Annotated in this window: 13 protein-coding genes; 10 read left to right on the top strand and 3 right to left on the bottom strand. The window is 73.4% G+C overall.

Going from position 1 to position 20,025, the window contains the following annotated elements:
* Positions 1 to 306 precede the first annotated feature (306 nt).
* Entirely contained in the window at positions 307 to 3,426 is a 3,120-nt protein-coding gene (locus IE260_RS03020) for an FAD-binding and (Fe-S)-binding domain-containing protein (RefSeq protein WP_189868865.1), read from the bottom strand.
* Between the two features lie 208 nt (positions 3,427 to 3,634).
* Here IE260_RS03020 and IE260_RS03025 point away from each other — a divergent pair, with 208 nt between their 5' ends.
* The 4 genes from IE260_RS03025 to IE260_RS03040 all read left to right on the top strand — a co-directional run bounded on the left by IE260_RS03025 (position 3,635) and on the right by IE260_RS03040 (position 6,457).
* Positions 3,635 to 4,027, top strand: coding sequence for a cell division protein SepF (locus tag IE260_RS03025; protein ID WP_189868866.1), 393 nt, complete (start codon positions 3,635 to 3,637; stop codon positions 4,025 to 4,027).
* Between the two features lie 197 nt (positions 4,028 to 4,224).
* Positions 4,225 to 5,427, top strand: a complete 1,203-nt coding sequence (locus IE260_RS03030; RefSeq protein WP_189868867.1) for an AAA family ATPase — start codon at positions 4,225 to 4,227, stop codon at positions 5,425 to 5,427.
* Positions 5,424 to 5,768 (top strand): nucleotide pyrophosphohydrolase, encoded by a 345-nt coding sequence (locus IE260_RS03035; protein WP_189868868.1) that lies wholly within the window; start codon positions 5,424 to 5,426, stop codon positions 5,766 to 5,768. The genes IE260_RS03030 and IE260_RS03035 overlap by 4 nt, the downstream gene beginning before the upstream one ends.
* Positions 5,769 to 5,986: 218 nt before the next feature.
* Positions 5,987 to 6,457, top strand: coding sequence for a DUF6099 family protein (locus tag IE260_RS03040; protein WP_189869051.1), 471 nt, complete (start codon positions 5,987 to 5,989; stop codon positions 6,455 to 6,457).
* Positions 6,458 to 6,654: 197 nt separating this feature from the next.
* On the opposite strand, the gene IE260_RS03045 is transcribed toward IE260_RS03040, so the two are convergent.
* Positions 6,655 to 7,179 (bottom strand): hypothetical protein, encoded by a 525-nt coding sequence (locus IE260_RS03045; RefSeq protein WP_189868869.1) that lies wholly within the window; start codon positions 7,177 to 7,179, stop codon positions 6,655 to 6,657.
* A 174-nt stretch (positions 7,180 to 7,353) separates the two neighbouring features.
* On the bottom strand, positions 7,354 to 7,539 hold the full coding sequence (locus IE260_RS03050) for a hypothetical protein (protein WP_189868870.1): 186 nt from the start codon (positions 7,537 to 7,539) through the stop codon (positions 7,354 to 7,356).
* Positions 7,540 to 7,782: 243 nt separating this feature from the next.
* On the opposite strand from IE260_RS03050, the gene IE260_RS03055 reads away from it, so the two are divergent.
* The 6 genes from IE260_RS03055 to fxsT all read left to right on the top strand — a co-directional run bounded on the left by IE260_RS03055 (position 7,783) and on the right by fxsT (position 20,022).
* Positions 7,783 to 8,706, top strand: coding sequence for an LLM class F420-dependent oxidoreductase (locus IE260_RS03055; protein WP_189868871.1), 924 nt, complete (start codon positions 7,783 to 7,785; stop codon positions 8,704 to 8,706).
* A 204-nt stretch (positions 8,707 to 8,910) separates the two neighbouring features.
* Positions 8,911 to 10,386, top strand: a complete 1,476-nt coding sequence (locus IE260_RS03060; RefSeq protein WP_189868872.1) for a 3' terminal RNA ribose 2'-O-methyltransferase Hen1 — start codon at positions 8,911 to 8,913, stop codon at positions 10,384 to 10,386.
* Positions 10,383 to 12,932 (top strand): polynucleotide kinase-phosphatase, encoded by a 2,550-nt coding sequence (locus tag IE260_RS03065; protein WP_189868873.1) that lies wholly within the window; start codon positions 10,383 to 10,385, stop codon positions 12,930 to 12,932. Before IE260_RS03060 ends, IE260_RS03065 begins: the two co-directional genes overlap by 4 nt.
* Before the next feature lie 161 nt (positions 12,933 to 13,093).
* Positions 13,094 to 14,677: a VMAP-C domain-containing protein gene (locus IE260_RS03070; RefSeq protein WP_229880379.1), complete on the top strand. Its 1,584-nt coding sequence runs from the start codon at positions 13,094 to 13,096 to the stop codon at positions 14,675 to 14,677.
* Positions 14,674 to 15,735 (top strand): AAA family ATPase, encoded by a 1,062-nt coding sequence (locus IE260_RS03075; protein ID WP_189868874.1) that lies wholly within the window; start codon positions 14,674 to 14,676, stop codon positions 15,733 to 15,735. The genes IE260_RS03070 and IE260_RS03075 overlap by 4 nt, the downstream gene beginning before the upstream one ends.
* Positions 15,736 to 20,022 carry an FxSxx-COOH system tetratricopeptide repeat protein gene (gene fxsT, locus IE260_RS03080; protein ID WP_189868875.1) on the top strand — a complete coding sequence of 1,429 codons (4,287 nt, stop codon included), beginning with the start codon at positions 15,736 to 15,738 and terminating at the stop codon, positions 20,020 to 20,022.
* Positions 20,023 to 20,025: the final 3 nt, after the last annotated feature.

The raw sequence follows: 20,025 nt of genomic DNA on the forward strand, positions 1-20,025 counted from the left end.
GCCGTCCGAGGGGCGGTACGTCCCGTGCCCGCCCGCAGCGCGCCGATCGCCTGAACCGTGCGTCGGCCGTGCCGGATCCGGGCTGTCGTGCCCAAGGCGTGCCGACGTCTGCGCGGTGCGCACGCCGTCCCCGGAAGCGGGCTGCCGCGACCGTGGTGCGCCGTTCATCTGCCCAGTGTGTCGGCCGTCCCTGAAGCGGGCTGCCGTCCCCGCAGCGTGTAGGCCGTCTGCGCAGCGTGTGGCCCTGGCGGCAGCGAGCCCCGTCACCGGAACGCGCCCCCCACCCCCGCGGCACCTCCCGTCCCCTCAGCGGCGGCGCCGGCGCAGTGTCAGGGCCGTCGCCGTGCCGGCTGCGGCCAGGGCGGCGCCCACCAGGCCCGCGGCCAGAGCCTGCACCGGGCGCCCCGGGGCCGCGGGCCGGGCGCCGGGCGCGGTGCCGTACGCACTGCCCCGGCCGCCGGGCAGCGCCGAGGCTAGCAGCTCCGCCAGGTGCACGGCCTCGTGCCCGCCGCTGTCGAACTCGTGGATCTGCGTACGGCAGCTGAAGCCGTCGGCGAGCACGACGGTCCCTTCGTCCGCCTCCCGCAGCCGCGGCAGCAGCACCCGCTCCGCGCACGCCTCGCTGACGTCCAGGTGGCCGCGCTCGAAGCCGAAGTTGCCGGCCAGCCCGCAGCAACCGGAGTCCAGCCGCTCGGCGTCCACCCCGGCGCGGCGCAGCAGTTCCCGGTCGGCGTCCCAGCCCATGACCGCGTGCTGGTGGCAGTGCACCTGGGCCAGCGCCCGCGCGGACCGGTCGGGCACCCGTGGCGGTTCGTAACCGGGGGAGTGCTCGGTGAGCAGCTCCGACAGCGTGACCGTCCGCTCGCGCAGCCGGCGCACGTCACGGTCGCCGGGGAACAGCTCCGCCGCGTCCGAGCGGAACACGGCCGCGCAGCTCGGTTCCAGGACCACCACGTGGCCGCCGTCGCGCACATGGCCCGCGAGGGCGCGCACGGTCCGGGCCAGCACCCGCTCGGCCGTGCCGAGCTGCCCCGTGGAGATCCAGGTCAGCCCGCAGCACAGCGGCTCGGCCGGCAGCTCCACCCGCCATCCCGCGTGTTCCAGCACCCGGACGGCCGACTGCCCGACGTGCGGGTGGAAGTGGTCCGTGAAGGTGTCCGGCCACAGCAGCACGGTCCCGCGCTCTCCGTCGCCGTACGGCTGGTGACGGGCGAACCACTGCCGGAACGTCTGCCCGGCGAACAGCGGCACCTCCCGGTCCGCCACCCCCGCGACGGCGACCGCGGCCCGGGACAGGGGAGGGGTGTGGGTGAGGGCGTTGACGACCGGGCCGAGCCGGGCGCGGCCCACGGCCCGGGCGAGCGCGGGCAGCCAGCCCATCGACCAGTCGGAGCGCGGCCTGCGCCACGGCCGGCCCGCGTAGTGGTGGGACAGGAACTCCGCCTTGTACGTGGCCATGTCCACGTCCGCGGGACAGTCCTTCTTGCAGCCCTTGCAGGCCAGACACAGATCGAGGGCGTCCCGCACCGCCTGAGAGCGCCAGCCGTCCCGGATCGCGCCGTCGCCGTGTCCGTCGAGCATCTCGAACAGCAGCCTCGCCCGGCCCCGGGTGGAGTGCTCCTCCTCCCTGGTCACCTGGTACGACGGGCACATCACGGTGCCCTCGCTGGTGTGCTGCCGGCACTTGCCGACCCCGACGCAGCGATTGGCCGCCTCGGCGAAGGACCCCCCGTCGTGCGGAAAACGGAAGTGCAGGTCACGCGGCTCGTGCGGGGCCCAGTCACCGCCGAGGCGCAGGTGCTCGTCCAGCCGGTACGGCGCCACGACCTTCCCGGGGTTCATCCGGTCCAGCGGATCGAAGACCGCCTTCAGCCGCCCGAACGCCTCCACCAGCTCCTGCCCGAACATCCGGGGCAGCAGCTCGCCCCGGCTCTGTCCGTCGCCGTGCTCACCGGACAGGGACCCGCCGAACTCCACGACCAGATCGGCCGCCCGCTCCATGAACCGCCGGTACGCCGCCACGCCGTCCGCGGTGTACAGGTCGAAGGGGATCCGGGTGTGCACACAGCCCTGGCCGAAGTGGCCGTACAGGCTGGGGCCGGTGTCGCTCTCGTAGCCGAACTCCTCGAACAGCGACCGCAGACGCCGCAGGTAGTCGCCCAGCCGCTCCGGCGCGACCGCCGAGTCCTCCCAGCCCTCGAAGGTGTCGGGCCGGCCGGGGATGTGCGCGGTGGCACCGAGCCCGGCCTCCCGGACCTGCCACAGCTCCTCCTCCCGGGCGGGTTCGTCCAGGAACTCCACGTCCGGGTCGTGTTCGCTCTCGTGCAGGGCCCGGAGCATCCGGTGCGCCCGCGCGTCCGCGTCCTCGGCGGTGTCCGCCCCGAACTGCACCATCAGGAAGGCGTTTCCTTCCGGCAGTTCGCCGAGAGCCTTCGGGTTGAGGTGCTTGATCCGCTCGTCGCGGACCAGCCGGGCGTCGACGCCCTCGAGCGCGATCGGCTCGTGCGGCAGCACGTCCGGCACCGCGTCGGCGGCCCGGTCGATGCTGTCGAACCCCAGCACCACCAGGGTGCGTTCCCTCACCACCGGCACCAGTTCCAGTTCCGCCCGCAACACGGTGACGAGCGTCGACTCACTGCCGACCAGCAGTCCGGCGACGTCGAAGCCGTACTCCGGCAGCAGCGAGTCCAGGTTGTAGCCGGAGACCCGGCGCGGGATGCGGGGGAAACGGCGGCGGACGTCCTCGGCGTAGCGGTCGCGCAGCGCGCGCAGTTGCCGGTAGACGGCCGCCCGCAGGTCGCCCTGCCGCTCGATCTCGGCGTACTCCTCGTCGCCGGTCTCCCCGCACCAGAAGCGGGTGCCGTCGTAGAGCAGCACCTCCAGGCGGGCGACGTTGTCGACGACCTTGCCGTGCGCCTGCGCGGTGGCGCCGCAGGAGTTGTTGCCGATCATGCCGCCGATGGTGCAGTTGGCGTGCGTCGCGGGTTCCGGCCCGAAGCGCAGGCCCTGGGGCGCGAGCCGCCGGTTCAGGTCGTCCAGCACGATGCCGGGCTGTACGACGCACCTGCGTGCGTCGGCGTCCACGGACTCCACGCGCGTGCAGTACTTCGACCAGTCGATCACCACACCGGCGCCTGTGCACTGCCCGGCCAGGCTCGTCCCGCCGCCGCGCGACAGCACGGGCGCGCCGTGTTCGCGCGCGACGGCCACGGCCTCGGCGGCGGCCTCGGGGGTGCGCGGGACGACGACGCCGATCGGCGTCTGCCGGAAGTTGGAGGCGTCCGTCGAGTACGCGGCCCGGCTGCCCGCGTCGAACCGGATCTCGCCGTCCACCCGCTCGCGCAGCGCCGCCCGGAGCGATGTGAGGTCGACCGGCGGCGCGGCCCCGTGGCGGGTGACGGGTTCGGGCAGGTCCAGCACGCCCATGGGACCTCCTTGCGTCTGCGGACGGGCAGCGACGACCGTCGCGTGCGGCACGGCAGGCGCCGGGTACCCCGGCGGTGACGGCGGCAACCACCGGCGGCGGTGGGCACCGGGACGGTCGCGGACCGTGTCGTTGTTGGGCCGAACGGGTGACTTGGCGTAAGAATTGGCTGGTGCAGGCATTGAAGGCGAGTCGAATCGGGGGGAGCCGGTGAACAGCCACGACGTCACCGATGAACAGTGGGAGGGGCTCGCCCAGGTCGTGCCGTTGCGCGGGCGCGACGCCTGGCCGTCCTCGGTCGGCCATCGCGCGCTGCCGGAGGCGGAGACGGAGGCGCGCCGCCGATTCGTCGTCCTGAGGGTCAACGTGTTCGCGGACGCCCGCGAGGTCGCCGAGACCTTGATGGCGGGCATCCCGGTCCTGCTCGACCTGACCGGCGCCGAGACGGAGGTCGCCAAGCGGGTCCTGGACTTCAGTACGGGCGTCGTCTTCGGCCTGGCGAGCGGGATGCACCGCGTCGACCGGAACGTGTTCCTGCTCACGCCGGCCGGAACCGAGGTGAACGGGCTCATGGAGGGCGCGGCCGGGGTCCCGGGCGTGTGACGCCCGGTCGGGTGCGAGGACGCCTGACGTCCCGGGGCTCAGGTGCCTCGGGCGCGTCCCGTCGCGGCCCGTGACGTCGGCTCGGCGCGTCCGCGAGGGTGACGGGCGGCCCGGCCCGACGGGTCCGGTCCCCCGATCGTAGGAACGTCGCCCGGGCGGAACGGTTCGGCGCGGAGCCGGAGTTCTACGGTCCGCATATGGCCGTGTCTACCCCGTCAGCGGCGCCCGCCACCCCCGCCCGCCCTGAGTCGCCGCCGTCCGGACACGACGAGGGGCACCCGGACCGGCCGCGCGTCACCGAACTGCGGTTGTCCGCGTTCGCCGCGCACCGCCGCGTGGTGATCCGCCTCGGTCCCCTCACCCTCCTCACCGGCCCCAGCGGCTGCGGCAAGACCAGCGCGCTGCGGGCGTACGAGGCCCTCGCCCGGCTCGGCGGCGGCGCGGAACTCGGCACGGTCTTCCCCGACCCGGTCGCCTGCGTGCCCGAGCGGGCGCGGCCCGACGCCCAGCGCCGTCGCGGCTTCCGCATCGGCTGCACGGCAGACGGACCCGAGGGCCCGGTCCGGCTCGACGTCGCCGTGCAGGCCGAGCCTGAACTGCGCATCGTGGGGGAGCGGCTGACGGCGGACGGGGTCGTCCTGCTGGAGACCGCCCTGCGCGACCCCGGGCGCCGTGCCGTGCAGGCGGCCTGGCACACCGCCGGCTCGGCGCCGGTGACGCGCGCCCCGCTCCCGGACGACCGGCTCGGTACGGCTCTGCTGCCGCTGCGCGTGGCCGGCAAGACGGACGGGCAGCGCCGCGTCCTCGCCGCCGCCGAGCAGATGGTGGTCGCCCTGCGCTCCGTCTATGCCTGCGACCCGCGGCCCGAGCGGATGCGGGCACCCGTGCCGACCGGCTCGGGGCGGCTCCTCGGCGGCTGCGACAACCTCGCCGACGTGCTGTGGCGCACCCGCGCCGAGTGCGGGCGGCGGCACGCGCAGTTCGTCGCGGCGGTGCGCGCCGGGTGTGCGGGGCCGGTCGCGGACGTGCCGGCCGAACCGGTCGCCGGCGGAGCGGTCCGCGCGCTGCTGGACCGGGGTGACGGCATCCGTACCGGCCTGGATCGGCTCGGCGACGGCGAACTGCGCTACCTCGCGCTCGCGCTGGTGCTGTTCACCGGCCCCGGCGTGCTGGAGGTCGATCCGGTCGGCGAGGTGCCGGCCGCGCTGCAGACGCTCACCGTCCTGGCCGACGGCCTCGACCGGGGGCTGGACGCGCGTCAGCGGGAGGAACTGCTCCGCGTGGCGGTCCGCATGTGCGACCGGGGGCACATCCGCCTCGTCGGCGCGGTCGGCGAGGGGACGTGGGCGCCGGGGGCGGAGGGGACGGAGGGTGTCACGGTGGTACACCTGAAGCCGTGACCGATCACCCCCTGGACCTGGCGGCCCTCCAGCGCAGACTGGCCGAGTTCGCCGCCGCGCGGAACTGGCAGCCGTACCACACTCCGAAGAACCTCGTCGCCGCGCTCAGCGTGGAGGCGTCCGAACTCGTCGAGATCTTCCAGTGGTTGACCCCGGAGCAGTCCGCGCGTGTCATGGCCGACCCCGACACCGCGCACCGCGTCCGGGACGAGGTCGCCGACGTACTGGCGTACCTGCTCCAGCTGTGCGAGGTGCTCGGCGTCGACCCGCTGGCCGCACTGGAGGCGAAGATCGAGCGGAACGAGCTGAGGTTTCCGCCGCCCGGAGGACGGGACGACTGAACGTCCGGGTGGAGCGGAGGGGGACGTACGTCGAACAGCTGGGAGCCACGGACTCCACTATTACTCTCCGCAGTCGAAATCGCGCCAGTAATCGATTTGTTGTCCCCAGATTTCCGCCTTCCTCTGGCTTTTCGCCCCATGGCCCTTCACTCTGGGTAGTGGACAACGGAGTGCGGGCGGACGTGCCGGGGGCGCGTCGGGACGGACGGGGGCAGCCCATGGACGCGGTGCGGCTCATCGTGAGGAGCGGGCGTGCCCTGGCCGGCGCGGGCGATGCGCCAAAGATCCTGGCCGAGGTGTGGCAGGCACAGGCCCTGGCGCAGGCGATAGGCAGCCGGCTGGCGGTGTCCGGGCCGCCCGAACTGCGCGGCGAGGCGATCGGGTTGACCGAGCTGGCGGGGCGCGGCTGCGGGGTGCTGCACACGCCGGAGCTGGCGCCGGGTGAGCTGCGCGCCGCCCAGCTCACCGAACTGGGCGACGCCCGCCAGGCCCTGATGAGCCTCGGCACGCTGCTCGGCGAGATCGGTATCGCCCTCGTCGGTGTCGCCTGTGCCGCGGACGACGAAGGCACGTACTGGCAGTGCATGGAGGGCATCGACGCGGCCGACGAGTCACGGGACCGGGTCCGGGAGATGCTGCGCAAACTGGCCGACCGGGAGGCGGCGTCACCGGAGCGGGAGGCGGGCTAGGCGCCGCCCACCCGGTGTCCCGGAAAAGGAGCCCACCCGCACCGCATGCGGCCCACCGCTGACCGCGGTCATGGGCCGGTTCCGCTCGTCATCGGAGAACCCGGCTGCTGACCGCGGTCATGGGCTGGTTCCGCTCGTCATCGGAGAACCCGGCTGCTGACCGCAGCCATCGGCCTGCTCCGCCCCTGATCGGAGTTCTAGCCGACCCACTCCCGCAGCAGTTCCTCCCGCTGCGCCCCACGGGGCGACCCGCCCTCCCAGGCGCGGCCCCATTCCGACATCGCCGCCAGCGTCGTGGCCATCGTCGCGGCGCCCTCCGTGAGGCGGGACAGGAGGGCGCGGGAGAGGTCGACCTCGGTCGGGGAGTACCCGACGGCTGCGGCCACGTAGGCCGTCAGCTCGTGGTCACCGTCGCGTGTCTCCACGCGCACCGTCATCATCGGGGCCTCGTCCGTCAGGCCCGTGTCCACGGGCAGAGCCAGGCTCGCCACCATGCCCAGAGCCACGTCCTTGACCACGCCGACCTGCCGCATCAGGGACTTCACGGGGACGTCCGCCACCGTCAGTGCACGCACGTCCTCCCACAGGTGGAGGGCGGACTGCCCGTCGCCGAGTGCCACCACGCCCTCGGGGGTCAGACGCACACCGGGAGCCAGGCCGGACGGCTTCGCGCCCACGTACACGTCGCCCTCGGCGATCCAGAACAGGCCCACCATGGCCATGGGTTGCTCACTTCCCCCGACGACGGCACCGCCGTCGTGTCACACGTCGAACGATCAGGTCGTCCTCCGAAACGCGCGAAGGAGCCGGGAAGTTCCCGTTTTCCCGGTCCCGCACACGGCCCACCGCACCAGACGCCGCGGCCCGATCCCCGTGGACCGAAGACCCCACACCCCCTAGGCGCGGGCCTCCGGGCCCTGTCTCACGTCCTCGGCCGCCGGCCGCCCCGAATCCCCCGGCCGCAGGTCGGCGTCCAGGGCCGACAGATCCGTGTCGAGGGCCGCCATGAGCTCCTCCATCCGCTGCAGCAAGCCCTTCGGCCCGGCGGCCCCGCCCTGCTGCGGCACGGTCTCCTCGGACATGACGGCCTCCTCGGCCTGTGGCCCCCCGAAGAGGCCGACACGGGTTGCGCCCCGGCTCTCGCCGGCCGGCACGGGCGCCGGGCGGTCCGGCTCCGCCCGAGCCAACGATCATCGTCGGGGCCGGTCACTGGGCGGCCGCGCACCGGGCGCGGGGTTGACGCGAATTCACCCGAGGGGGACCCGGCCGGGGACGACGGGGGACCGGCGATCCGCGGGCCGGGCCGCGGCATGCAGGATGGAGACATGGATCTCCGTATCTTCACCGAGCCCCAGCAGGGGGCCACCTACGACACCTTGCTCACCGTGGCGAAGGCCACCGAAGACCTCGGCTTCGACGCGTTCTTCCGTTCCGACCACTATCTCCGCATGGGCTCCGTGGACGGCCTCCCCGGTCCCACCGACGCGTGGATCACCCTCGCCGGCCTCGCCCGCGAGACGAAGCGCATCCGGCTCGGCACGCTGATGACCGCCGGCACCTTCCGCCTGCCCGGCGTGCTCGCCATCCAGGTCGCGCAGGTCGACCAGATGTCGGGCGGCCGGGTCGAGCTGGGTCTGGGCGCCGGCTGGTTCGAGGAGGAGCACAAGGCGTACGGCATCCCCTTCCCGAAGGAGAAGTTCGCCCGCCTGGAAGAGCAACTGGAGATCGTCACCGGCCTGTGGGCCACGGAGGTCGGCAAGACCTTCGACTTCCACGGCACGTACTACGACCTCACCGAGTCGCCCGCGCTGCCCAAGCCCGCTCAGGGCAAGGTCCCCGTACTCGTCGGAGGCCACGGCGCCACCCGCACCCCGCGGCTCGCCGCGCGCTACGCCGACGAGTTCAACATCCCCTTCGCCTCGATCGAGGACACCGAGCGCCAGTTCGGCCGGGTGCGGGCCGCGGCCGAGGAGACCGGTCGCGGGGCCGACGCCCTGACCTACTCCAACGCCCTCGTCGTCTGCGTCGGCAGGGACGACGCCGAGGTCGCCCGCCGGGCCGCCGTGATCGGCCGCGAGGTCGACGAGCTGAAGACCAACGGCCTGGCAGGCTCCCCCGCCGAGGTCGTCGAGAAGATCGGCCGCTACGCCGAGGCCGGTTCGCAGCGGATCTACCTCCAGGTCCTCGACCTCCACGACCTGGACCACCTGGAGCTGATCTCCTCCCAGGTGCAGTCCCAGCTGACCTGAGGCCGCCCGTGGAATAACCGAAGGCGCCGGTCACCCGCCCTGTGCGATGGTGTGACCGCCGACCGACGCCCCGCAGACCCCCGGCACCGACCACCGGGGGTTCCAGGCCCTGTCGTCACCTTCCCGTCCGCACGGCGGCGTCCGACGACAGGGCCTCGCGCGCGGCACCCTCGCATCGTCCACCCAGCCGGAGAGGCCCTCCGCATGTTCCTGACCATCACCACCACCGGCACCCCCGAGCACCCCGCGACCGACCTCGGATTCCTGCTGCACAAGCATCCCGACCGGGCGCAGGCGTTCTCCACCTCCTTCGGTACGGCCCACGTGCTCTACCCCGAGGCGGAGGAGCAGCGCTGCACCGCCGCGCTGCTGCTGGAGGTGGACGCGGTGGCGCTGGTCCGGCGCGGCAAGGGCAGGGGAAGGGGCGGCGCCCCCGACGCGGCCCTCGCGCAGTACGTCAACGACCGCCCCTACGCCGCCTCCTCACTGCTGGCCGTCGCGCTGAGCAACGTCTTCTCCAGCGCGATGCGCGGCGTGTGCAAGGCCCGTCCGGACCGGGCGGGGCAGCCGTTGCCGCTGCGCGTGGAGGTGCCCGCGCTGCCCGCCCGCGGCGGCCCGGACCTCGTGCGCCGGCTCTTCGAACCGCTCGGCTGGACCGCGGCCGTCGAGGCCGTCCCGCTGGACACCGAGTTCCCCGAGTGGGGCGACTCGCGGTACGTGCGCCTCGTCCTGGAGGCCCGAACACTCACCCTCGCCGAGGCCCTGCGGCACCTCTACGTCCTGCTGCCCGTGCTCGACGACGCCAAGCACTACTGGGTCTGCGCCGACGAGGTGGACAAGCTGCTGCGGGCCGGCGACGGCTGGCTGCCGGGCCACCCGGAGCAGAAGCTGATCACCAGCCGCTACCTGTCCCGCCGCTGGTCGCTGACCCGGGACGCGATGGAGCGGCTGGAGCTGGTCCGGCTGGCCGAGACGGACGACAGCGACGTCGAGGAGATCGACAACGCGGTCGCCGCGGAGGCGGAGCCCGACGCCGAGGAGAAGCCGGCGCCGCTCGCCGTGCAGCGGCGCGAGGCGATCCTCGGTGCGCTGCGCGAGTCCGCCGCCGCCCGCGTGCTCGACCTCGGCTGCGGCGAGGGCCAGTTGGTGCGGGAGCTGCTCAAGGAACCGCGGTTCACCGAGATCGTCGGCGTGGACGTGTCGGTGCGCGCGCTCACCGTCGCCGCCCGGCGGCTGAAGCTGGACCGCATGGGCGAGCGCCGGGCCGCCCGCGTCACCCTCTTCCAGGGCTCCCTCGCCTACACCGACAACCGGCTCAAGGGCTACGACGCGGCCGTGCTCAGCGAGGTGATCGAGCACCTCGACCTGCCCCGGCTGCCCGCCCTGGAGTACGCGGTGTTCGGTGCGGCCCGCCCCCGGACCGTCGTCGTGACCACGCCGAACGTCGAGTACAACGTGCGCTGGGAGACCCTCCCAGCCGGCCACGTCCGCCACCGCGACCACCGCTTCGAGTGGACCCGCGAAGAGTTCCGCACCTGGGCGGACGAGATCGCCGAACGCCACGGCTACGGCGTGGAGTTCCGCCCCGTCGGCCCCGACGACCCCGAGGTGGGGCCGCCCACCCAGATGGCCGTGTTCACCCTGAAGACCATCCACGAGAAGGAGGCGAAGGCCGCATGACCACCACCGGCACCGGCGTCAGGGCCCGCGCCCTGCCCGTCACCGACCTGTCCCTCGTCGTGCTGATCGGCGCCTCCGGCTCCGGCAAGTCCACCTTCGCCCGCCGGCACTTCAAGCCGACCGAGGTCATCTCCTCCGACTTCTGCCGCGGACTGGTCGCCGACGACGAGAACGACCAGAGCGCGAGCCGGGACGCCTTCGACGTCCTGCACTACATCGCGGGCAAGCGGCTCGCCGCCGGCCGGCGCACCGTCGTGGACGCCACCACCGTGCAGCAGGACGCCCGCCGCGGGCTGATCGAACTGGCCAAGCGGTACGACGTGCTGCCGATAGCCATCGTCCTCGACGTGCCCGAGGACGTGTGCGCCGAGCGCAACGCCACCCGCACCGACCGGGTCGACATGCCACGCCGGGTCATCCGGCGTCACGCCCGCGAGCTGCGGCGCTCCCTGCGCCACCTGGAGCGCGAGGGCTTCCGCAAGGTGCACGTCCTGCGCGGAGCGGAGGAGGTCGAGCACGCCACCGTCGTCACCGAGAAGCGGTTCAACGACCTGACCCACCTCACCGGCCCCTTCGACATCATCGGCGACGTCCACGGCTGCGCGTCCGAACTGGAGGCGCTGCTCGGCAAACTGGGCTACACCGACGGCGTGCACCCCGAGGGCCGCACCGCCGTGTTCGTCGGCGACCTGGTCGACCGCGGCCCGGACAGCCCCGGCGTGCTGCGCCGCGTGATGGCGATGGTGAAGTCGGGCAACGCGCTCTGCGTACCGGGCAACCACGAGAACAAGTACGGCCGCCACCTGCGCGGCCGCAAGGTCCAGCACACCCACGGCCTCGCCGAGACCATCGCGCAGATGGAGGGCGAGAGCGAGGAGTTCCGCGCCGAGGTACGGGAGTTCATCGACTCACTCGTCAGCCACTACGTCCTCGACGGCGGCCGGCTCGTGGTCTGCCACGCCGGTCTGCCGGAGAAGTACCACGGCCGCACCTCCGGCCGGGTCCGCAGCCACGCCCTGTACGGCGACACCACCGGCGAGACCGACGAGTTCGGACTGCCGGTGCGCTACCCGTGGGCCGAGGACTACCGGGGCCGCGCGGCCGTCGTCTACGGACACACCCCGGTCTCGGAGGCCACCTGGCTCAACAACACCATCTGCCTGGACACCGGCGCCGTCTTCGGCGGCAAGCTGACCGCGCTGCGCTGGCCGGAGCGCGAGCTGGTCGACGTCCCCGCCGAGCGGGTCTGGTACGAACCGGCGAAGCCGCTGCGCACCGAGGCACCCGGCGGGCACGACGGCCGGCCGCTGGACCTGGCGGACGTGCACGCCCGCCGCGTGGTGGAGACCCGGCACGCCGGCCGGATCACCGTACGGGAGGAGAACGCGGCGGCGGCCCTGGAGGTCATGAGCCGCTTCGCGACCGACCCCAGGCTGCTGCCGTACCTCCCGCCGACGATGGCGCCGACCGCGACCTCACAGGTGGACGGCTACCTGGAGCACCCTGAGGAGGCGTTCGCGAGTTACGCGGCGGACGGCGTGGCCCGCGTCGTGTGCGAGGAGAAGCACATGGGTTCGCGGGCGGTGGCCCTGGTGTGCCGCGACGTCGGGGCGGCCCGCGCCCGCTTCGGCGTGGAGGGCCCCACCGGCGCCCTCTACACCCGGACCGGCCGTCCGTTCCTGGACGACGGGTCCGTCACCGAGGAGATCCTCGACCGGCTGCGCACCGCGATCGGCGAGGCCGGTCTGTGGGACGAGCTGTCGACCGACTGGATGCTGCTCGACGCCGAGCTGATGCCGTGGTCGCTGAAGGCGTCCGGGCTGCTGCGCTCGCAGTACGCCGCCGTGGGCGCCGCCTCCGGCGCGGTGTTCCCTGGCGCGCTGGCCGCACTGGAGGGTGCCGCGGCGCGGGGCGTGGACGTCACCGACCTGCTGGCGCGCCAGCGCGGGCGGGCCGCCGACGCCGCCGCGTTCACGGACGCCTACCGGCGCTACTGCTGGACGACCGACGGCCTGGACGGCGTCCGCCTGGCCCCCTTCCAGATCCTGGCCGTCCAGGGCCGCAGCCTCGCCGCCCTGCCGCACGACGACCAGCTCGCCCTGATCGACCGGCTCGTCGAGCACGACGGCAGCGGCCTGCTGCAGACCACCCGCCGGCTGTACGTCGACACCGCCGACCCCGAGTCGGTCCGGGCCGGCGTCGACTGGTGGCTGGAGATGACCGGCCGCGGCGGCGAGGGCATGGTCGTCAAGCCGGTCGGCGCGCTGGTGCGCGACCCCGAGGGCCGTCTGGTGCAGCCCGGCATCAAGTGCCGGGGCCGCGAGTACCTGCGCATCATCTACGGTCCCGAGTACACGCGCCCCGACAACCTCGCCCGGCTGCGGCAGCGGTTCCTGAACCACAAGCGGTCCTTGGCGATCCGCGAGTACGCCCTCGGCCTGGAGGCCCTGGACCGGCTGGCGGACGGCGAACCGCTGTGGCGGGTGCACGAGGCGGTCTTCGGGGTGCTGGCGCTGGAGTCGGAGCCGGTGGACCCGCGGTTGTGATCAGGTGAACCCGTCGCGCCGACGGGTTCACCGCCGGCCCGGCCACCGTGCGGTACGGCCGCGCTGTGATGGCCGAGGTTGTCGAGTCCGCCTGGAACGCCGGGACTTGGCGTGCTAGCTTCGCTGGTCGGTCAGGTGAACCGGCTCGTGGGGGAAGGTCGGTGGAGACAGCGGCGGGATGGGGCGAGTTCGGGCGTGCGCCGGGAAGTGACCTGCTGTTCCGCCTGACAGAGGCTTTGTGCGACCTGAGCAGCCTGGAGGACCAGGCGGGCCGTGTCTTCTTCGCGGGCGTCCTCTCGGACCAGCTCCAGCTGCATGTCGACCTGCGCGGCGCCAAACAGCGCGAGGACGTGATCGCCCTGGTGAGGGCAGCGCTCAGCGTGCCTTCGGGCGAGCGGGTGCTCGTCGACGTGGTGAGGGTCTTCGAGGGCGCGTCGACGGCCGCCGGGATCGAGCAGCTGCTCATCGCGGGGGAGGCCGGGTTCGCTCCGCCACTGCCAGGTCCCCTGACCCCGGACGACGTGCGTTCCGCGCTGGCTCTGCTGGAGACCGCCGACAGCAGCCTGCCCGGAACGGGACTGCGCGACTCACTGGCCCGCGAACTCCACCTCGATCTGCCCTGGAACCTCTCAGCCGGCAGGCTCTTCACCCACCTCGTGGAGCTCAACGTCCAGCCGGACGGCCTGCCGCCCGCGGTGCTGCTCATGGAGCACGCCGCGGAACTCGTCCGCGGCCCCGCCCTGCGCAGCGGCCTGTCCTCCTGGGTCCGCGGCTGGGCGGAGCGGGCCGAACTGCTGACGGCACTGGAACGGCGGCGGGCGGACCGGGCGGCCGCCGCCCCCGACCCGACGATCCCCCGGTGCCTGGTCGTGGCCGTGGAACCGGCGGGTGACGGTTCGCCGGACGTCGTCGTCCGGCCCTGGCTGAACACGGTCCCCGGTCACTGGCACCCCCACCCGGCGGACCCGGAGACGACCAGCCTGGATGCGCTCGGCCCAGCGGTCGAACGCGCCCTGCGTCAAGTCGTCCGGCTCTCCTCCGCACCGCGCGAACCGGCCGCCGACGGGAGCCACCCGACGCCTCCCTACGTGGAGTTCGTCCTCCCCTACGAACTGCTCAACCACGACGTGGCGGGTCTGGCCGTCCGGTCGGGGGACGCCAAGCCCCTGCCCCTACGGTTGAAGTACGCGGTGCACCTGCGCAGCCTCGAGCGCATGCGCAGCGACGACGGACTGGTCAGGGCCCAGTGGCAGGAGCGGTGGCGCACACTGCAGCGCCAGGGCATCGCGGTGCACGGCTGGCAGGCGTCCGACGCCGACGGGCCCGACGCGTGGCAGGCGACGCTGGCCGCGGAACCCAGCCGCACGGCCGCGGTGCTCGACGCGCCCGACGGCGGTGCGGCGACGGAGGCGCTCAAAGCGGCCATCGCCGAGGGGATCGGGCTCGCGGTCTGGGATCGCAGAGGCGAGTTCCCGGAGGAACGGCGGGAGGTCGTGATGGCCGTGTTCGCCGCCGTACAGCGGCCGGCGCGGCTGCCGGTCGTCATCCACCAGCTCAGACGCCGGGCCGAACTCAACGCCGCGGGGCGCTTCCTGCTCGGCCGGCACATCGCCTTCCTCTGGGACGACCCGCATCGGCTGGTCGACATCCAGACCGCGGCCGACTACGAGCCGGCGCCCGCCCACGGTCATGGGTACGCCGGCCGCGCCATGGCCACCATCGACAGTGAGGAGACCCCGGTATGAGCGGGGTGGAAGCGGTGGACGGACAGGACTGGCGGGTTTTCCGTGCCACAGGAGCCGCGCCGAGCGGGCCGCCACCCGAGTTGCCGCCCGCGCCGCCCTGGCGCCGGTTCCGCGGCGGGCCGCCACAGCCTCAGCCACCGGACGACGAGGAGGCCGCCCGCCGCCGTCTGGGGCATGTGGACGCCGTACCGCAGCTCGACGCCGAGAGCACGGACATCGTCAATGCGGCGCTGCTGCTGCGGCGGCCCCTGCTGGTGACCGGCGCACCGGGCGTGGGCAAGTCCACGCTCGCCTACCTCATCTCCCGCGAGCTCGGCCTCGGACGCGTCCTGGAATGGAACATCGTCAGCCGGACCACGCTGCGCGACGGCCTCTACGCCCACGACGCCATGGGGCGCGCCCAGGCCATCGCGGCCTGGCGGGCCGGGCTGCACCCCACCGGAACGCCGGCCGCCGACCCGGGTGCCGAGGACGGCCGGCCGCCACCCGCTCTGGGCGACTTCATCACCCTGGGGCCCCTGGGCACCGCGCTGCTGCCGCACGTCCGCCCGCGCGTCCTTCTGGTCGACGAGTTGGACAAGAGCGACATCGACCTGCCCAACGACCTGCTGCACGTCCTGGAGAACGGCAGCTACGAGGTCCCGGAGCTGGTGCGCGACGCGCGGGACAGCGCGCGGGTGCACACCAGCGATCCCGGTGTGCACGCCGTGGTACGGGAAGGGCGCGTGGAGAGCCTGGAGTTCCCCGTCGTGGTGATCACCAGCAACGGGGAGCGGGAGTTTCCGGCCGCGTTCCGCAGGCGCTGCCTCCCGCTGGACATGCGTACGCCCACCCGTGAGCAGCTTCTGGCCATCGTGGCGAGCCACTTGAGTGTGCTGCCACCGGAGGCCGAGGTGCTGGTGGACCTGTTCGTCAAGCGGATCGACGCGGGCGGCACCCACTCCTTGGACCAGTTGCTCAACGCCGTCCAACTGACCACCGCGGGCACGTTCCGCGCCGACGGCAGCGGGCGCAAGCTCCTGGAGATGCTCCTGCGCGACCTGGCGAAGGGCCGTTGAATGGACGGCCATCCCCGGGAACGCGCCCCCGGACCCGGCGGCGACGCCGGGCCGGAGGCGGCGAGGCCCCCGGCCAGGGAGTCACGCCCCGACCCGCACTGGCAGGAACTGGCCGACGCCGTGTGGCTGAGCGCCCACTGGAGCCGCACCGGACGGGCCACCGCCGCGGAGACCACCGCGCCGGACGGCGGCGGACGCCAGGACCCGGCGCCGCCCGCGCCTGCCGCCACCTCGCCGGAGCGCCCCGAGTCGCCGGGCGAGGACGCCGGCGCCGCTCCGCAGCCGCTGTTCACACCCGACCCGGTGGGTCCCGACCGAGTACGCCTGGGCGCCCCCGTCCTGCCCCGGGTACGGCCCGGTACGACCGGGCGGCAGGGTCTCACCGCGGGTCTGGCCCGCGCCCTGCACCGGCTTGCGCGCCAGGTGCCCTCCCGCGACGTCCGGCAACTGGACGAAGAGGAGACCGCCGAGCGGGGCCTCCTCGACGAGTTGTGGATGCCGGCGTTCCAGCCCGCCGACGTCAAGGCATTCGACCTGGTCCTGCTCGTCGACGACGCCCCCACCATGGCCGTCTGGACCGGGGAGACGGCAGGCCTGGCCGCCGCCGCGGAGCAGAGCGGCGCCTTCCGGGCCGTACGCACCGTCAAGGTGTCCGTGCCCCCGAGCGGCGAGCCGAGCCTGCGCTGGAGCGACGGGCGAACCACCGCGGAAGCCGGCGAGCTGTTCGTCGGCCGAGGGGACCGGATCTTCCTGGTGCTCACCGACGGTATGGGACACGGCTGGGCCGCGCCCGCCGCCGACCGGCTGCTCGGACGCCTCGGCCGGGCCGGCCCCACGGCCCTCGTCCATCTGCTGCCACCCCACATGCGGCACCGCTCATCCTTGTACCCGCACGCCGCGCAGTGGGAGGCCGGGGGTTTCGGAGCGGCCACCCACCGCCTGCGGCTCCGGCCCCCGGCAAGCGGACCCGACCCCATGCGGCCTCTGCCGGACGGACCCGAGGACGCCGTCCCCGTCCCGGTGCTGTCACTGAAGGAAGGGTCCTTCGCCGTATGGGCGGATCTGGTCCTCGCCGAGCGCGGAGTGCGCCGCACCCTGCCCGCCGTGGTGGCCGGAACGCTGCGACAGGGGGCGCCCGCTCCCGGGTTGCGCGCCCCGCGCCACAGGAAGGCGGCGGCCGCCGCGGTCCACCACTTCTTCACCCTCGCCACCCCCGTCGCCCGTCGGCTCGCCACGCACCTCGCGGCCGCGCCGTTCCGCTTCGACCTCATCGACCAGTTACGTCGGCGGACCATGCCCGACAGCGGTCCCGAGCATCTCGCCGAGATCCTGATGGGCGGACTCGTCGACTGGGGCGGCGACCGGGAACGGCCCGAGTTCGCCGAAGGTGTCCGGGAAGCACTGCTGGCGACCACGACGCGCACGCAACTGGCGGGCATCGTCGCCGTGCTGGGGGCACTTCCCGCAGCGGGAGAGCACGGTGTCGCCCTGCGCGCCGCCCTGCGCGACCCGAACGGCACCACCCTGCCCGATCCGGGGGCCGGCGGATGGCGGCAGTCGGAGCTGGCCGTCATGCGGGCGCTGGCGGGACCGTACGCGGAGCGGGCCCGCCGGATCGCCTCGGACGCCGGAGCCACCGGCGTACCGGGTGACGGCACCGTGTCGCACCGCTCTCCGGACGGCGAGTCCGTCCGCACCGCACCGCACGACGGATCGGCCGCACGTCCGGAGCCGATCCAGCATCCGACGGAGGAATGGCGGGCCATGAAGAGTGAGCCGGCGAAGACACCTGCCCTTCTGGTGAACGTGCCCCTGAGGAACATCAGTTTCGTCGGGCGGCGGGCGCTGCTGCGGGCCGTGGAGGACCAGCTGTCGGCCCAGGACACCGCGGCCGTGCTTCCGCACGCCCTGCACGGCCTCGGCGGCGTCGGAAAGTCGCAGCTCGTGCTGGAGTACATCTACACCCACCTGCACGACCACAAGGTGATCTGCTGGATCCCCGCCGAGCGGGAGCCGCTCATCCTGGGCGCGCTGGCCACGCTCGCGGTCCAGATGGGTGTGGCGCCGGCCGAACAGGACAGCCTCGGCGCCCCCGTGGCACGCACGGCCGTCCCGGCCGTCCTGGAGGCACTGCGTACCGGTGAGCCGTACGACGACTGGCTGCTCGTCTTCGACAACGCCGAGGACGTCGACGCGGTGCGCGCGTACTTCCCGTCCCACGGGCCGGGCAAGATCATCGTCACCTCCCGCAACCGCGCCTGGGAGCAGGTGGCCACCCCCCTCACCGTCACGGTCTTCGAGCGTCAGGAATCCGTCGAACTGCTCCAGAAGCGTTCGCCCGAACTGTCGGCCGAGGACGCCGACCGGCTGGCCGAGGCTCTCGGCGATCTCCCGCTGGCCGTGGAGCAGGCCGGCACCTGGCACGCGATCACGGGCATGCCCATCGACGAGTACCTGGAACTGCTCGCCCTGCGCAGCCCGGAGATCCTGGAACTCGACCCGGCTCCCGAGTACCCGGTCTCGGTCGCCGCCGCCTGGGACATCTCCCTGCACCGGCTCGAACACAACAACCCGGGCGCCCGCCAGCTCCTCGACATCTGCGCCTGCATGGCCCCCGAGCCGATCCCGCGTTCCATGCTGCGCGGCAGCCGCGGTGTCAGCATCACCCCGGAGGTCGACCCCCTGCTGCACGAGCCGATCAAGATGAACCGGGCCGTGCGCGACCTCAGCCAGTTCTCCCTGGTCAAGGTGGATCCACGATCCGACACCCTGCAGATGCACCGCCTCCTGCAGACCGTGCTCCTGGCCAAGCTGAGTCCGCAGGACCGCGAACGACGGCGGGAAGCCGCCCACCAACTGCTGTCAGCGGCCAAACGCGGCCCGTACGGCTCCTCCGCGGAGTGGCGCGGATACCAGGAACTGCTGCCCCACGTGCTCACCTCACAGGCGGTGACCAGCACCGACACCTGGGTGCGCGAACTGGTCCAGGACACCATGTGGTTCCTCTACTACTGGGGCGACCACGAGGGCGCGGTGAACCTGGCACGCCAGGCATGCACGGCCTGGACCGCGGCCTCCGGCGAGGAGGACGTCCACGTCATCCGCATCACCAAGAGCCTCGCGTTCCTGCTGCGCCAAGTCGGCGAGGTGACCGAGTCCTACCCGCTCAGCGCGGCGGCGCTGGACGTCTCCCGCCGGATCGACGTCGACCCGGAGGAACTGGTCGACTCACTGTGCGGCCTCGCCGACGCCCGCCGCTACCAGGGACGTTTCCGGGAAGCCCGCGATCTGAGCCAGGAGGCCACCGAGCTCGCCCGCTCCCTGTTCGGTCCCGACGACATGACCACGCTGCGGGCCGGCCACAGCCTGGGCGTCGACCTGCGGATGTGCGGGCAGTTCACGGACGCGCTGCCGCTGGACCAGGAAACGGCCCGGCTGCGCGACCTGCTCCTCGGCCCGGGGAACTTCTTCACGCTCAACAGCCTCAACGCCGTCACCCTCGACATGCTGGAGGGCGGCGACTACCCGGGAGCCCGCGACTTCCAGGAGGACGTCCACCGCCGGGCCCGCACCGCGCTCGGTGCCGACAACCCGCTCACGCTGCGCATCGCACGCACGCTCGCGGTGTGCCTGCGCCGTAACGGGGCGCTCGCCGAGGCCGCCCTGCTCTCGGCGGAGACCCTGCGGCGCTTCACCGCACGTTACGGAACGGACCACTTCGACTCGCTGGCCACCGCGGTCAACCTGTCCGTGGACCTGCGCCTGGCCGGTGACCTGGACGGTTCCCGGGAACTGGCCGAACAGACCGGGCGCCGCTACGCGCAGCGGCTCGGCGAGGACCACGCGTACACCCTGCTGACCAGAGCCAACCTGGCAGCCACCCAGCGGGCCCTCGGGGCGCTGGACAGCGCGCGGGAGCAGGAGGACGACGCAGCACGCCGACTGGCCGAGACGGTGGGGGACCGGCACATCATCACGCTGACCACGGCCATCGGCCAGGCCAACACGGCCTACGCGCTCCTGGACTTCGAACGGGCCCGCGAGCTCGACGAGGCCGCCCTGCCGCTTCTCGCCGAGGTCGCCGGCCCGGACCATCCGCTGACCCTGTCCTGCACCGCCAACCTCGCCCTCGACCTGCGCGGCCTCGGCCGGAGCACGGAGGCGGACGAGTGGCAGCGCCGCGCGGTCGAGGGCTTCGCCAGGGTCGTCCGCGCCGACCATCCCTGGCTCCTCGACGCCCGCCGACGGCGCCGTATCGAGTGCGATCTGGCACCGATGCCGCTGTGACGT

It is taken from the genome of Streptomyces viridiviolaceus, from assembly GCF_014650995.1.
Lineage (GTDB): Bacteria > Actinomycetota > Actinomycetes > Streptomycetales > Streptomycetaceae > Streptomyces > Streptomyces viridiviolaceus.

Bases quoted from the DNA above. Each gene is read 5' to 3' on its own strand.
- IE260_RS03065 (WP_189868873.1), top strand. From the start codon at position 10,383: ATGACCACCACCGGCACCGGCGTCAGGGCCCGCGCCCTGCCCGTCACC.
- IE260_RS03045 (WP_189868869.1), bottom strand. From the start codon at position 7,179: ATGGCCATGGTGGGCCTGTTCTGGATCGCCGAGGGCGACGTGTACGTG.
- fxsT (WP_189868875.1), top strand. From the start codon at position 15,736: ATGGACGGCCATCCCCGGGAACGCGCCCCCGGACCCGGCGGCGACGCC.
- IE260_RS03075 (WP_189868874.1), top strand. From the start codon at position 14,674: ATGAGCGGGGTGGAAGCGGTGGACGGACAGGACTGGCGGGTTTTCCGT.
- IE260_RS03040 (WP_189869051.1), top strand. From the start codon at position 5,987: ATGGACGCGGTGCGGCTCATCGTGAGGAGCGGGCGTGCCCTGGCCGGC.
- IE260_RS03030 (WP_189868867.1), top strand. From the start codon at position 4,225: ATGGCCGTGTCTACCCCGTCAGCGGCGCCCGCCACCCCCGCCCGCCCT.
- IE260_RS03055 (WP_189868871.1), top strand. From the start codon at position 7,783: ATGGATCTCCGTATCTTCACCGAGCCCCAGCAGGGGGCCACCTACGAC.
- IE260_RS03050 (WP_189868870.1), bottom strand. From the start codon at position 7,539: ATGTCCGAGGAGACCGTGCCGCAGCAGGGCGGGGCCGCCGGGCCGAAG.
- IE260_RS03060 (WP_189868872.1), top strand. From the start codon at position 8,911: ATGTTCCTGACCATCACCACCACCGGCACCCCCGAGCACCCCGCGACC.
- IE260_RS03020 (WP_189868865.1), bottom strand. From the start codon at position 3,426: ATGGGCGTGCTGGACCTGCCCGAACCCGTCACCCGCCACGGGGCCGCG.